The sequence below is a fragment of the Pelomonas aquatica genome (assembly GCF_026712205.1).
In the GTDB taxonomy this organism is placed as follows: Bacteria; Pseudomonadota; Gammaproteobacteria; order Burkholderiales; family Burkholderiaceae_C; genus Pelomonas; species Pelomonas aquatica.
The window spans coordinates 90364-104380 of record NZ_JAPPUW010000007.1 but is presented as its reverse complement, the minus strand read 5'-3'; the positions used below and the strand labels follow the sequence as shown (position 1 = coordinate 104380).

Here is a 14017-nt window from a genome sequence, read left to right as displayed (position 1 = left end):
GATAATTTCACATTAAGAAATCGTTTCGCACCATTTGGGAAATGCGGAAGCTTGTGAGACACTGCGCCCGCTCGCGGGCCTGGGCTCGCGTTTTGCACCCTGTTAGAACAGCCACTTCCGCCCGCCAGAGGCGGACTGATTAGGAGACCGGCCATGTCAGCCCAGCCGCAAGCGTTTCTCGGCGCCGCCGCGAACGACAACGATCCGCAGGAAACCAAGGAGTGGCTGGACGCGCTGTCCGCCGTCATCGACCGCGAGGGTGCCGAGCGTGCGCACTTCCTGATCGAGGAACTGCTCGGGCATGCCCGCCAGCACAGCGTCGACCTGCCGTTCTCGGCGACGACGGGCTATGTCAACACCATCGCCCCCGACCAGGAAGCCCGCTGCCCCGGCAACATCCAGATCGAGAAGCGCCTGCGCGCCTATATGCGCTGGAACGCGATGGCCATGGTCGTGCGCGCCAACCGGCTGAACCCGGAGGACGGCGGCGACCTGGGCGGGCATATCGGCTCCTTCGCGTCGGTGGCCAGCATGTTCGGTGCCGGCTTCAACCACTTCTGGCATGCCGAGAGCGAGGGTCATGGCGGCGACTGCCTCTACATCCAGGGCCACAGCGCGCCCGGCATCTACGCCCGCGCCTTCCTCGAAGGCCGGCTGAGCGAGGCCCAGCTCGACAACTTCCGCCAGGAAGTGCAGGGCAAGGGCCTGTCCAGCTACCCCCACCCGAAGCTGATGCCGGAGTTCTGGCAGTTCCCGACCGTCTCCATGGGCCTGGGCCCGCTGATGGCGATCTACCAGGCGCGCTTCCTGAGATATCTGCACGCCCGCGGCATCGCCAACACCGAGAACCGCAAGGTCTGGGTCTTCCTGGGCGACGGCGAGATGGACGAGCCCGAGAGCCTGGGCGCCATCGGCCTGGCCGCGCGCGAGGGCCTGGACAACCTGGTCTTCGTCGTCAACTGCAATCTGCAGCGCCTGGACGGCCCGGTGCGCGGCAACGGCAAGATCATCCAGGAGCTGGAAGGCGAGTTCCGCGGCAGCGGCTGGAACGTCATCAAGCTGATCTGGGGCAAGGGCTGGGACGAGCTGCTGGCGCGCGACAAGAGCGGCAAGTTGAAGCAGCTGATGATGGAGACGCTGGACGGCGACTACCAGGCCATGAAGGCCAACGACGGCGCCTATGTCCGCAAGCACTTCTTCGGCAAATACCCCGAGACCGCCAAGCTCGTCGCCCACATGACGGACGAAGAGGTCTTCGAGCTGCGCCGCGGCGGCCACGAGCCCGAGAAGGTCTACGCCGCCTTCCACCAGGCCCACCACAACACGACGGGCCAGCCCACCGTGCTGCTGGTCAAGACCGTCAAGGGCTACGGCATGGGCAAGGCCGGCGAGGGCAAGAACACCGTCCACCAGACCAAGAAGCTGACCGACGACGACATCCGCTACATCCGCGACCGCTTCAACATCCCGGTGCCCGACAGCGAGCTGCCCAAGCTGCCCTACTACAAGCCGGCCGACGACACGCCCGAGATGCGCTATCTGCACGAGCGCCGCCAGGCGCTGGGCGGCTATCTGCCGCACCGCCGCGCCAAGGCCGACGAGCAGTTCAAGACGCCCGAGCTCGCCACCTTCCAGGCCGTGCTGGACCCGACGGCCGAGGGCCGCGAGATCTCGACGACCCAGGCCTATGTGCGCTTCCTGACGCAACTGCTGCGCGACAAGGACATCGGCCCGCGCGTCGTGCCCATCCTGGTCGACGAGGCGCGCACCTTCGGCATGGAAGGCCTGTTCCGCCAGATCGGCATCTACAACCCCAAGGGCCAGCTCTACACCCCGGTCGACAAGGACCAGGTGATGTACTACCGCGAGGACAAGGCCGGCCAGATCCTGCAGGAAGGCATCAACGAGGCCGGCGGCATGGCCAGCTGGATCGCGGCGGCCACGAGCTATTCGACGAGCAACCGGATCATGATCCCGTTCTACGTCTACTACTCGATGTTCGGCTTCCAGCGCATCGGCGACCTGGCCTGGGCGGCGGGCGACATGCAGGCGCGCGGCTTCCTGCTGGGCGGCACCTCGGGCCGCACGACGCTGAACGGCGAAGGCCTGCAGCACGAGGACGGCCACAGCCACATCCTGGCCGGCACCATCCCCAACTGCGTGTCCTACGACCCGACCTTCGCCCACGAGGTGGCGGTCATCATGCAGCGCGGCCTCAAGCGCATGGTGGAAGACCAGGAAAACGTCTTCTACTACATCACGCTGCTGAACGAGAACTACCCGATGCCGGGCCTGAAGGCCGGCACCGAGGAGCAGATCCTCAAGGGCATGTATCTGCTGGAAGAGGCCGACGCGGGCAAGCCCGTCAGCGTCAACTTGCTGGGCTCGGGCACCATCCTGCGCGAGAGCCAGGTCGCCAAGATGCTGCTGGAGGAGGACTGGGGCGTGGGCGCCAATGTGTGGAGCTGCCCGAGCTTCAACGAACTGGCCCGCGACGGCCAGAACGCCGAGCGCTGGAACCTGCTGCACCCGACCGAACTGGCCTGCGTGCCCTTCGTCACGCAGCAGCTCGGCCGCACGAACGGCCCGGTCATCGCGTCGACCGACTACATGAAGAACTACGCCGAGCAGATCCGCGGCTTCATCCCCAAGGGCCGCTCCTACAAGGTGCTGGGCACCGACGGCTTCGGCCGCAGCGACTTCCGCTCCAAGCTGCGCCAGCACTTCGAGATCAACCGCCACTACATCGTCGTCGCCGCGCTGAAGGCGCTGGCCGATGACGGCGCGATCCCGATGGCGCGCGTGGCCGAGGCGATCGCCAGGTACGGCATCGATGCCGACAAGATCAACCCCCTGTATGCATAGGCCCACCCCCGAGGCGCTGACGCGCCTCCCCCTCAAGGGGGCGCACCCGGTGGCCTGGCAAAGCCAGTTCCACGGGTGCTGCTTGGGAAGGCACTACATCTGCGAATGAATGGAGACAAGGGTTATGGCATTGGTTGAAGTCAAGGTTCCCGACATCGGCGATTTCGACGAGGTCGGCGTCATCGAGGTGCTGGTCAAGGTCGGCGACCGCATCAAGGTCGAGCAAAGCCTCGTGACGGTGGAGAGCGACAAGGCGTCGATGGAGATCCCGTCCTCGTCTGCCGGCGTCGTCAAGGAGATCAAGGTCGCCGTGGGCGACAAGGTCAGCGAGGGCAGCCTGCTCGTCGTCGTCGAGAGCGATGCCGCGGCGGCGCCGGCACCCGCCGCCGCGCCCGCTCCCGTGGCGGCTGCGCCGGCCCCGGTTGCAGCACCGGTCGCGGTCGCCGCTTCGGGCGGCTCGGTCACCGTCGAGGTGCCGGACATCGGCGACTTCGACGAGGTGGCCGTCATCGAGCTGCTCGTGAAGGTGGGCGACGCGGTCAAGCTGGAGCAGAGCCTGATCACCGTCGAAAGCGACAAGGCCTCGATGGAGATCCCGTCCTCCACGGCCGGCGTCGTCGAGGAACTGCTCGTCAAGATCGGCGACAAGGTCAGCAAGGGCACGCCGCTGGCGCGCGTGAAGGCGGCCGGTGGCGCTGCCGTCGCGGCGCCGGCGCCTGCGGCCGCGGCACTGGTTGCTGCGGCACCGGTGGCCGCACCGGCCCAGGCTGCCGCCGCCGCGCCTGCGGTCGCGCTGCCGGCCCACCAGCCCACGTCGCCCACGGGCCAGCTGCCCCACGCCTCGCCCAGCATCCGCAAGCTCGCCCGCGAGCTGGGCGTGCCGCTGGCCGAGGTGAAGGGCAGCGGCGCCAAGGGCCGCATCGTCGAGAGCGACGTTCAGGGCTTCGTGAAGGCCGTGATGTCCGGCGCCGTGCAGACGGCTGCGCAGAAGGCCGCCGCGCCCGCTGCCGCCGCGGCCACGGGTGGCGCCTTCCCCGGCCTGCTGCCCTGGCCCAAGGTGGACTTCGAGAAGTTCGGCGCCGTGGAGCGCAAGGAGCTGTCCCGCATCAAGAAGATCTCGGGCGCCAACCTGCACCGCAACTGGGTCGTCATCCCGCACGTGACCAACCACGACGATGCCGACATCACCGAGCTCGAAGCCTTCCGCGTGCAGCTGAACTTGGAGAACGAGAAAGCCGCGAAATCTGAAAACGGCGCCGGCGCCGTGAAGGTCACGATGCTCGCCTTCATGATCAAGGCGGCCGTCGCGGCGCTGAAGAAGTTCCCCGAGTTCAACAGCAGCCTCGACGGCGACACGCTGGTGCTGAAGAACTACTTCCACATCGGCTTCGCGGCCGACACGCCCAACGGCCTCGTCGTGCCCGTCATCAAGGACGCCGACAAGAAGGGCATCTTCCAGATCAGCGCCGAGATGTCCGAGCTGGCCAAGAAGGCCCGCGACGGCAAGCTGGGCCCGGCCGACATGAGCGGCGGCTGCTTCTCGATCTCGTCGCTGGGCGGCATCGGCGGCAAATACTTCACGCCCATCATCAATGCGCCCGAAGTGGCCATCATGGGCGTCTGCAAGAGCGCCATGGAGCCGGTCTGGGACGGCAAGGCCTTCCAGCCGCGCCTGATGCTGCCGCTGTCGCTGAGCTGGGACCACCGCGTCATCGACGGCGCCGCGGCCGCGCGCTTCAACGTCTATTTCGCGTCGCTGCTGGCGGACTTCCGTCGCATTGCCCTGTGATCGGGAGCTGAACTCATCATGGCAATCATTGAAGTTCAAGTTCCCGACATCGGCGACTTCGACGAAGTCGGCGTCATCGAGGTGCTGGTCAAGGCCGGCGACAGCGTCAAGGTCGAGCAGAGCCTGATCACCGTCGAGAGCGACAAGGCCTCGATGGAGATCCCGTCGTCGGCTGCCGGCGTGGTCAAGGAGCTGCGCGTCAAGCTGGGCGACAAGGTCAGCAAGGGCTCGGTCGTGCTGACGCTGGAGTCCGCCGCCGTTGCACCGGCCCCGGCCGCTGCGGCGCCCGCAACCGTGGCCGCAGCGCCGGCACCGGTCGCCGCGACCTACTCGGGCAGCGCCGACCAGGCCTTCGACGTCGTCGTCCTCGGCGGCGGCCCGGGCGGTTACTCGGCCGCCTTCCGCGCGGCCGACCTCGGCCTCCAGGTCGCCATCGTCGAGCGCTATGCGACGCTGGGCGGCGTCTGCCTGAACGTGGGCTGCATCCCGTCCAAGGCCCTGCTGCACGTCGCGGCCGTCATGGACGAGGCCTCGCATATGGCCGACCTGGGCGTCGTCTTCGGCGAGCCCACCGTCGACATCGACAAGCTGCGCGCCCACAAGAACAAGGTCACCGGCAAGCTGACCGGCGGCCTCGCCGCGATGGCCAAGATGCGCAAGGTGACCGTGCTGCGCGGTGTCGGCGCGCTGCTGGACGCCCAGCACCTGAAGGTCGAGGCGACCGAGGGCGCCGTCGGCCAGGCCAAGACCGGCCAGTCGCAGACGGTGGCCTTCAAGCGCCTCATCATCGCGGCCGGTTCGCAGGCCGTGCGCCTGCCCTTCCTGCCCAACGACCCGCGCATCGTCGACTCGACCGGCGCGCTGGAGATGAGTGTGAAGCCGCAGAAGATGCTCATCGTCGGCGGCGGCATCATCGGCCTGGAGATGGGCACGGTGTACTCGACGCTGGGCGCCCGCCTGGACGTCGTCGAGATGCTGCCCACGCTGATGACCGGCGCCGACCGCGACCTCGTCAAGGTCTGGCAGAAGTTCAACCAGGGCCGCTTCGACAACATCATGTTGAACACGAAGACGGTGGGTGCCGAGGCCAAGCCGGACGGCATCTGGGTGAGCTTCGAAGGCGAGGGCGCACCCAAGGAGCCGCAGCGCTACGACCTCGTGTTGCAGGCCGTGGGCCGCACGCCCAACGGCAGGAAGATCGCCGCCGAGAACGCGGGCGTCGTCGTGACGGACCGCGGCTTCATCCCGGTCGACGTGCAGATGCGCACCAACGTGGCCAACATCTTCGCCATCGGCGACATCGTCGGCCAGCCCATGCTGGCCCACAAGGCGGTGCACGAGGGCCATGTGGCTGCCGAGGTCATCGCCGGCGAGCTGCTGGGCGACGCCGCATTGGCGAAGAGCCGGTTCGACGCCCGCGTGATCCCGAGCGTGGCCTACACCGACCCCGAGGTCGCCTGGGTGGGCATGACCGAGGACGAGGCCAAGGCCCAGGGCGTCAAGATCACCAAGGGCCTGTTCCCGTGGACGGCCTCCGGCCGCGCCATCGCCAACGGCCGCGACGAGGGCTTCACCAAGCTGATCTTCGACGAGGAAAGCCACCGCATCATCGGCGGCGGCATCGTCGGCACCCATGCCGGCGACATGATCGGCGAGATCGCGCTGGCCATCGAGATGGGCGCGGACGCGGTGGACATCGGCAAGACCATCCACCCGCACCCGACGTTGGGCGAATCCCTGGGCATGGCCGCCGAGGTCGCGCACGGCTCCTGCACTGACGTGCCGCCGGCGCGCAAGGCGACGCGCTGAACGTGCGGGGGCGGCCTGTCGCCTGAATGGGCCAGCGCCGCGGCCTCCCCGGCCCTGCTCCGAGCCGCCCGGCTGCAGGCGCTGCGCGCCTGGCCTTCGGGCTAACGCCGAGCCTCGGGGGCGCCGGCCGTGGCCACAATGCAGGCATGACCTTCTTCTACTGGCTCATGGCTGCGGTGATGGTGGCCACGCTGCTGCCCTCGGCGCTCTACATGGGCATCTACGTCTTCACCGGCGCAGACGAGGCCCTGCAGCGGGCGCGCCGGATGTGGAACTTCCTGCGCGTCTTCACGCTGCTGGGGTTCAACATCACGGTCTGGGGCAATGTCCTCGTTGGCGTGTGGCAACTGATGCACTGACGGGCAGCACGAAAAACGCAAGGCCCAGCCGCTTGCTGCGCGCCCCCGGGGCCTGTTTCGTCGCGCTCCGTGCCGTCAGGGCGTGACGGCCAGTTGCAGCGCCTTCAGCGCCTCTTCGATCGGGATGAAGAAGTTGAAGCCCTTGCCGGCCTCGACGCTGCCCTGCGTGATCGCGATGACGCGACCGTCGCCGTCCAGCAGCGGGCCGCCGCTGCTGCCGAAGGTCACCGCCGCGTCGCTCTGCAGCACGCGCCGGCCCTGCAGCATGCGGTCGGCGCTGAGCACGCCGCGCGTCATCGAGTTGTTCAGCACGCCCAGCGGCGAGCCGATGGCGTAGACGTCGGAGCCTACGTCCAGCGCCACGCCACCGCGGATGGCCAGGGCGTCACCGTCGGTCAGCGCGGTCTTCAGCAGGGCCACGTCGGCCTGTTCGTTGACCTTGACGACCTCGGCCACGGCCTTGTCGCCGTTCTGCAGCTTGATGCGCGCGTATTTGGAGCCCTTCACGACGTGGGCGTTGGTCAGCAGATGGCCGGCCTTGTCGATGAAGAAGCCGCTGCCCGAGCCGGCCGCGGTCTCCAGCGTGACGACGGCGTTGCGCAGCTGAGCCTGGTTCTTCAGCGCACCGCCGCCGGCCGCGGGCACGCCCTTGAGGGTCAGCGCCGCGGCGGTCGCGGCATCGGCCACGGCAGCGCTGGCCGCGGACGCGGGAGCGGCCGGCGCTGCCGCGTCGGGCGTGGCCTTCAGTGCGTCGAGGATGGCGGGCGCGGCCAGGAAATTGCTCAGCGACGAGATGATCGCGCGCTTGGGCAGGTCGGGCACCTTGTCCTTGCTGGCGGCCAGGCCCTCGGTCGTGGCCTGGTAGACGACCTTCTGCTGCTTCTCGGAGAACAGCGCCCAGTCGATCTTGTAGTAGATCCAGCCCTCGGCGCTGCTGTTCAGCCAGCAGAGTTCATGCTTGGCCTCGGTCAGGATGCCGCCGATGCGGAAGTCCGGCGCGGCGGCCACGTCGACGTCGAAGGCATTGGACTGGCCCTTGCCGGCCAGCGGGTAGCCCAGGCGCTTGAGCTCCTGCGTCGCGACGCTGGTCATGAAGGCGCCGTAGTTCTTGATGTAGTTCTCGTTCACCGTCAGCGGCTGGCGGTTGATGCAGAACCAGCCGAAGCTGTTGCCGCCCATGTCGTCGCCTTGCAGCATCGAGATCTTGAGCTTGTCGACGGACAGCGTGACCTTCAGGTCTGCGCCCTGGGCGCCGATGGCCTGCTTCTGCGCGACGCCGGGCGGCGGCGGCGTGTCGGCCGCCAGGGCGACGCCGGCAGACAGGGCCAGCACCAGCATCAGTGCGGGGCGCAGGTTCATGCTCATGGTTCCTCCTTGATGTTGGGTCCGGGCCATGTTCAGGCCTCGGCCAGGGCGAGCGATGGTAGCGGCCCCGTCAGATGTCGGACGGGTACATGCGCGCGCAATCCGCCGTGCTCCAGCGGTTCACGGGGATGCGAAAGCGCATGCCGGTGCGCAGCGCCTTCCAGCGCGTCGGGTCGACGCTGCAGGTCCATGCGTGGTTGGCGCGGTCGCGCAGCTCGATCTCGTAGAAGGCCCGGCGTTTGCCCAGGCGCTCGCCGCCCGCCTCGCCGGGCGCCGTGATGCGCAGCGGCGGGCGCGGCCAGTCGGGCGTGGTTTCGGGGCCGCCAGCGTTGCGCGCGAGCCAGGCGCGGCGCCAGGCCAGCACGGTGTAGCGGCAGTGCTCGCCGGGCCCGGCGCGCCGGCCGGTCGGGTCGACCTCCACCGTGCGGCGGCTGATGTCGTAGGCGCCCGCGGGCAGCTCGTCGCACCAGTCCGACCCCGTCTCCGGCCGCAGCCGCTCGATCTCGATCTCCATGCGCCAGCTGCGCTGCGTCAATTCGACGAAGACGCCGGGCGGGCCGAAGATCCACCAGCCCAGCGTCGCCAGCGAGCCGACGACCATGCCGGCCAGCACCAGCACGCGCAGGCGCGGCCGGCGCCGCTCAGTCGGCATCGAACTGGGCGGCGACGGCTTCTTCCCACTGCGCCAGCTCGTCCCAGCCGACCTGCAGCCAGCCCATCGCGGCCGGGTGGTGGGCGGCCCAGTCGGCGTCCTCGGGCAGGCCCTCGTGGCGGCGCATCAGCTGGTCGGCGATCAGGCCGGCGGCGACCAGCGTGTGGATCTCGGGCTCGATGTCCGCATGGCCCAGCGCATTGAGGTCGTGGTGCAGGCGGATGGCAGCCATCAGCGTGGGCGGCAGGTTCCACACGCGCACGACCAGCGCGCCGACGACGGCGTGGTCGGTCTTGTGGTTGGCGTTCTCGGTGGCGATATAGGGGCGGTCGATGCGCGCGGCGGCCTCGACCATCGTCGCGCCATAGCCGCGCACGCTCTGCAGCAGCACCGGCATGCCGACGTGCTGGAACAGGCCGAAGCTGTGGGCGAGGTCGGGCGACAGGCCCGGCAGCTGGCGGGCGATGGTGGCCATCGCGATGGCGCGCTTGGTGCTGCGCTGCCAGAAGCGCGTGAGCTGGGGCGCGTTGACGGGGATGGCGTGCTGCACCAGGAAGCCGGTCATCACGGCCACGCTCTCGCGCAGGCCGATGCGCGTCATGGCCTGGCCCACCGTCGTGCAGGGCGGGCCCACGGGCTTGAACAGCGGGCCGTTGGCGATGCGCAGCAGCGTGGCGGCCATGGCCACGTCGCTGGAGGCGATGCGGGCGACCAGGTTGAGGTCGGGTTCGGGCTCGCCCATGGCCTGCTGCAACTGGGCCAGCAACTCGGGGCAGGGCGGGATCTGGATGTGCTGCAGCGGCCCGCGGCGGCGCGATTGGTCGATGTCGTCGCGGATCTGCTGCGTGCGGCCGGGGCTGGCGTGAGGGGATGCCGGGTTCTGCATGGTTTGAAAATCTTAGGTGAGCCCGTGCCCGGGTACAGTGAAATCAATCGCTGCCCGCCGTCAATCTTGCCGACTTCACCGACCTGTCACGCCATGGCCTCCCGCCGTCGCCGCTGGTGGTGGCTGGCCCTGCTGCTCGCCTGCTCCTGGCCGGCGCTGGCGGCCTACGATGCCGCGCGGGTGCTGGAGGTGGCCGCCGCGCGCAGCCCCAGGCTGGCCGAGCAGGCCCAGGCGCTGGTGCAGCTGATCGAGCGCGACAGCACGCAGGAAGAATCGCAGCGCCTGAAGGACATCAACGACTTCTTCAACCGCCGGCTGGCCTTCAAGGAGGACTCGGTCGTCTGGGGCGTGCCCGACTACTGGGCCTCGCCGCTGGAGAGCCTGGAGAAGCGCGCCGGCGACTGCGAGGACTACGCCATCGCCAAATACTTCAGCCTGGCCGCCTCGGGCGTGGCGACGGCCAAGCTGCGCATGGTCTATGTGCGGGCGCGGTTGGGCGGCCAGTCGCTGGCCCACATGGTGCTGGCCTACTATGCCCAGCCGGGCGCGGAGCCGCTGATCCTGGACAACCTGCGCCCCGAGGTGCTGCCCGCGTCGCAGCGGCCCGACCTGACGCCGGTGTTCAGCTTCAACACCGAGGGCCTGTGGCAGGGCGTGGGCCAGGTGACGGCGGGCGACCCGCTGGCGCGGTTGTCGTTGTGGCGCGAGCTCGTGGCCAAGGTCAGGGCGGAGGGATTCTTATGAGGGAGAAAACATGTCCTTGATGCGGCAGATCGCCTGGCTGGTGCTGGGCGTGGTGCTGGCGGCGCTGGTGGGCGCCGTCGGCCTGTCCACGCTGTCGGCGCAGCAGCTGATGCGCACCCAGCTCGAACTGAAGAACGCCGACAACGCGCAGGCGCTGGCCATGGCGCTGTCGCAGCAGAAGGGCGATGCCGAGCTCATCCAGCTGCTGGTGTCGGCCCAGTTCGACACCGGCGCCTACGAGTTCGTGCGCTGGCGCGGCGCCGATGGCGCGACGCTGTTCGAGCGCGCCGAGCCGCCCCGGCCGGGCCAGGCGCCGGCCTGGTTCCGCGACCTGCTGCCCATCGAGGCCGCGCCCGGCGTGGCCCAGCTGTCCAACGGCTGGAACGCGATCGGCTCGGTCGAGCTGAAGAGCCATTCCAGCTACGCGCACGACGCGCTGTGGCTGGCCACGCGCCGGCTGCTGGCCTGGCTGCTCGTCGTCGGCATGGCCGCGGCCGTCGCGGCCTGGGCCGGGCTGAGGCGCATCCGTCGCCCGCTGGACGCCGCCGTGGCCCAGGCCGAGGGCGTGCTGGCCGGCAGCTACGGCCAGGTCGTCGAGCCGCGCGTGCCCGAGCTGCAGCGCCTGACCCGCGCGATGAACGCGATGGTGCAGCGCGTGCGCGACCTCTTCGAGGCCCAGGCCGGCCAGCTCCTCGTGCTGCGCGAGCAGGCCCACCACGACCCGCTGACCGGCGTGTCCACGCGCAAGCACTTCCTGGCCGAGCTGGACGCGGCCCTGCAGCGCGACGACGGCCCGGCCATCGCCGGCCTCGTGCTCGTGCGCCTGCGCGACCTGCCCGGCCTGAACGCCCGCCTGGGCCGCGGCGGCGCGGACGACGTGCTGCTGACGGTCGTGACCGCGCTGCAGGCCTATCCCGAGTCCGTCGCCGGCTGCCGCGTCGGCCGGCTCAACGGCGGCGACTTCGCGCTGTGGCTGCCGGCCGAGGGCGTGGCCGCCGAGACCGCCCATGCGCTGGCCGACGCGCTGCGCGCCAGCCTGCCGGCCTTCGGGCCGGGCGTGCAGGTCGCGCTGGGCGCCATCGAGCTGCCGCGCGAGCGCCCGAGCAGCGTCTGGCTGGGCGAGGCCGATGCCGCGCTGGCCCGCGCCGAGCACCTGAGCGAGGCGCGCGGCGGCTTCGTCGTCGAGATCGTGGCCGACCCCGGCGTGGGCCGCGAGCAGGGCGAGGGCCTGTGGCGCTCGCAGCTGCAGGAGGCCGTGGTGCGGCACCAGGGCCGCCTGGTCGAGTTCCCGGTGCGCGACCGCGGCGGCCGGCTGCTGCACCTGGAATGCCCGCTGCAGCTGCGCCTGGATGCCGACTTCCTGCCGGCCGCGGCCTGGCTGCCGCTGGCGGTGCGCGCGCGGCAGACCGCGCAGGTCGATTTGTTCGCGGTCGGCCTGGCGCTGCAGGCCATCGCGGCCGACGGCCAGGCCCGCTGCATCAATGTCGCGCCGGCCTCGCTGGCCGACGCGGCCTTCCTGCCGCAGCTGCGCGAACTGCTCGGCCATTCGCCGCAGGCGGCGCGCGGCCTGCTGCTGGACCTGGCCGAGGCCGCGGCGACCGAGCATTTCGACCGCCTGCTGGAGCTGGGCCGCCAGCTGCGCCCGCTGGGCGTCAAGCTCGGCCTGGAGCATGCCGGCGCGGGGCTGGCCCAGGTCGAGAAGCTCTACCAGGCCGGCCTGGACTATGTGAAGCTGGACGCTTCGGTGCTGCTGGGCGTGGCCGGCGAGGCCGGCCGTGCGGCCTTCGTGCGTGGCATGGTCATCATGCTGCGCAGCCTGGCGCTGAAGGTCTACGGCGAGGGCGTCGTCGACGCGATGGATGCGCAGGCGCTGTGGGATTGCGAGCTGGACGGGCTGACGGGGCCGTGGGTGACTTCCAGTTTGCGGGGGTGAGTTTGCGGGTCCGGTTGTTTTTTCCGGGGGCTTTTGCAACTCGGTGCGGAGAGCCGAAAGGCTGCGTGCAAAAGCAACCGACCTCCTACGGCGTCATCGCCACCTGCACCTGCCACAGCGTATAGCTCGGCCGCCGGTGCTCACGCGCGGCGGCCGCAGGAACAGGGATGAGTTGCGTGGCCGGCAGGCTGCCCTGCGGTCCTGGCCGCCTTGTGGCCGGGCGGTGAGCGCAGGAAGTCTTTGCCGGCGCTGCCGCGGGTTCAGTCGCTGACGATGTCGCGGTGCATCGGGGCCAGCCGCGCCAGCATGCCGTTCTGTGCGGCGAAGGGGATGGCCTTGGCCTCCATGGCCTGCTGCAGGATCTCGACGAGGGCGTTGAAGTCGCGCCGGGAGATGCCCAGGTCTTCGTGCGCCCGCTTCATCGGCTTGCCGCCGTATCTGCAGGGGCCGCCGGCCTGCTCGCAAAGCTGCTCGGTCAACTGGGCCGTCAGCTGCTCGCGGTCCACGCCCTTGAAGAAGGGCGCCGTGCGCGGGTCGGCGTACAGGCGCGGCACGAAATCGGCCATCACCGCGCGGATGCCGGCCTTGCCGCCCCAGGCCTGGTAGAGGGCGTCGCCTGCGGGCCGCGTCTGCGCGAGGGCGGTGGCGCTGGCGAGCAGCAGGCCGGCGATGGCGGTGCGGCGCATGCTTGGCTCCTAGAGCGCGAACTGCAGGGACAGATAGCTGCCCGTCTGCCGCCTGGGCTGAGCGGCCGGCGCGATCCTGCCGAGGTCGACCCAGGCGCCCGTCAGCGAGACGTGCTTGCTGGGCGCCCAGGCGACGAAGAGGTCTTTCCAGTCGTCCTCCTTCAGTGCGCCGGTGCCCAGCACCGACCGGTTCAGGTTGTCGGGCTTGGCGCGGAACTCGAAGCCAACGGCCAGGTCCCGGCGCAACAGCTTGGCCAGCGACAGCTCGGGTTCGAGCCTGGCGCTGCCGCCTTGCGCACCGCCAAAGCCCAGCAGGCCATTCTGGTTGGCCTGGGTGGTGCGCAGCGTCAGGTTCACGAGCAGGCCGGGGGCGAGCAGGAGCTTGGTCGCGCTGATGTAGACGTCGGTGCCCGAGTCCTTGGCGCCCAGCGGGCCGAAGAGGATGGGGCCGAGCGCCCCGGCACGGACCTTCTTGTGCTCCAGGCCGACGGCGATCTGCGGCATCAAGGTGTCGCTGTCCAGCACGGCGTCGCCGGCGATGCGGACCTTGGCGCCGAAGATGTGCTGCTTCAGGTGCAGGCCGGCCAGGCCCAGCGGGGCCAGGCTGTTGCCGGTGTCGAGGTCCTGCCTGGCCGCGCTCAGCTCGACGCGGTCCCAGGCCGACAGGGCGGCGCCGCAGACCGACAGCCCGTAGCTGCCCGTGCGGACGCGGGTGGCGAAGGCGGTGGCGCCGATCTCGCCGGTCGTCGCATAGCTGCCGGTCACGGCCCAGGGCGTCAGCCCGCCGCCGGCCACGCCGTCGATGCTGGACACGCCGCCGGTCAGCAGCAGCTTGCCGCCGGACTGCGCCTGGGTCGACGGGCCGAACAGCAGGGCTGCGAGCCCGGCAAGGAGCGCAATGGCAGGGCGGCGCATGGCAGTCTCCGGCA

The 14017-nt window shown here is 70.0% G+C and carries 11 protein-coding genes; 6 read left to right on the top strand and 5 right to left on the bottom strand.

Features of this window, described 5'->3' with window-relative positions:
- Positions 1–153 precede the first annotated feature (153 nt).
- The 4 genes from aceE to NYP07_RS09160 all read left to right on the top strand — a co-directional run bounded on the left by aceE (position 154) and on the right by NYP07_RS09160 (position 6822).
- Positions 154–2865, top strand: coding sequence for a pyruvate dehydrogenase (acetyl-transferring), homodimeric type (aceE, locus tag NYP07_RS09175; RefSeq protein WP_268149605.1), 2712 nt, complete (start codon positions 154–156; stop codon positions 2863–2865).
- Between the two features lie 124 nt (positions 2866–2989).
- The gene (gene aceF / locus NYP07_RS09170; RefSeq protein ID WP_268149603.1) at positions 2990–4654 is read left to right on the top strand and encodes a dihydrolipoyllysine-residue acetyltransferase; all 1665 of its coding nucleotides are present in this window, start codon (positions 2990–2992) and stop codon (positions 4652–4654) included.
- A gap of 18 nt (positions 4655–4672) precedes the next feature.
- Positions 4673–6463, top strand: a complete 1791-nt coding sequence (gene lpdA / locus NYP07_RS09165; protein ID WP_268149601.1) for a dihydrolipoyl dehydrogenase — start codon at positions 4673–4675, stop codon at positions 6461–6463.
- 146 nt (positions 6464–6609) lie between these two features.
- Positions 6610–6822 (top strand): hypothetical protein, encoded by a 213-nt coding sequence (locus NYP07_RS09160; RefSeq protein WP_268149599.1) that lies wholly within the window; start codon positions 6610–6612, stop codon positions 6820–6822.
- 75 nt (positions 6823–6897) lie between these two features.
- Here the strand turns inward: NYP07_RS09160 and NYP07_RS09155 are convergent, their stop codons facing one another.
- The 3 genes from NYP07_RS09155 to NYP07_RS09145 form a co-directional block, all read right to left on the bottom strand.
- Positions 6898–8187 carry a S1C family serine protease gene (locus NYP07_RS09155; RefSeq protein WP_268149597.1) on the bottom strand — a complete coding sequence of 430 codons (1290 nt, stop codon included), beginning with the start codon at positions 8185–8187 and terminating at the stop codon, positions 6898–6900.
- A gap of 70 nt (positions 8188–8257) precedes the next feature.
- Positions 8258–8839, bottom strand: a complete 582-nt coding sequence (locus NYP07_RS09150; protein WP_268149595.1) for a hypothetical protein — start codon at positions 8837–8839, stop codon at positions 8258–8260.
- Positions 8829–9725: an HDOD domain-containing protein gene (locus NYP07_RS09145; protein ID WP_268149593.1), complete on the bottom strand. Its 897-nt coding sequence runs from the start codon at positions 9723–9725 to the stop codon at positions 8829–8831. The genes NYP07_RS09150 and NYP07_RS09145 overlap by 11 nt, the downstream gene beginning before the upstream one ends.
- Before the next feature lie 93 nt (positions 9726–9818).
- Between NYP07_RS09145 and NYP07_RS09140 the strand changes: the two genes are divergently transcribed.
- Positions 9819–10469 (top strand): transglutaminase-like cysteine peptidase, encoded by a 651-nt coding sequence (locus tag NYP07_RS09140; RefSeq protein WP_268149592.1) that lies wholly within the window; start codon positions 9819–9821, stop codon positions 10467–10469.
- Positions 10470–10479: 10 nt separating this feature from the next.
- Positions 10480–12402, top strand: a complete 1923-nt coding sequence (locus NYP07_RS09135) for a bifunctional diguanylate cyclase/phosphodiesterase (protein WP_268149590.1) — start codon at positions 10480–10482, stop codon at positions 12400–12402.
- Between the two features lie 260 nt (positions 12403–12662).
- On the opposite strand, the gene NYP07_RS09130 is transcribed toward NYP07_RS09135, so the two are convergent.
- Together NYP07_RS09130 and NYP07_RS09125 are read right to left on the bottom strand one after the other, a co-directional pair.
- On the bottom strand, positions 12663–13088 hold the full coding sequence (locus NYP07_RS09130; protein WP_268149587.1) for a group I truncated hemoglobin: 426 nt from the start codon (positions 13086–13088) through the stop codon (positions 12663–12665).
- Between the two features lie 9 nt (positions 13089–13097).
- Entirely contained in the window at positions 13098–14003 is a 906-nt protein-coding gene (locus tag NYP07_RS09125; RefSeq protein WP_268149585.1) for a DUF3034 family protein, read from the bottom strand.
- Positions 14004–14017 lie beyond the last annotated feature (14 nt).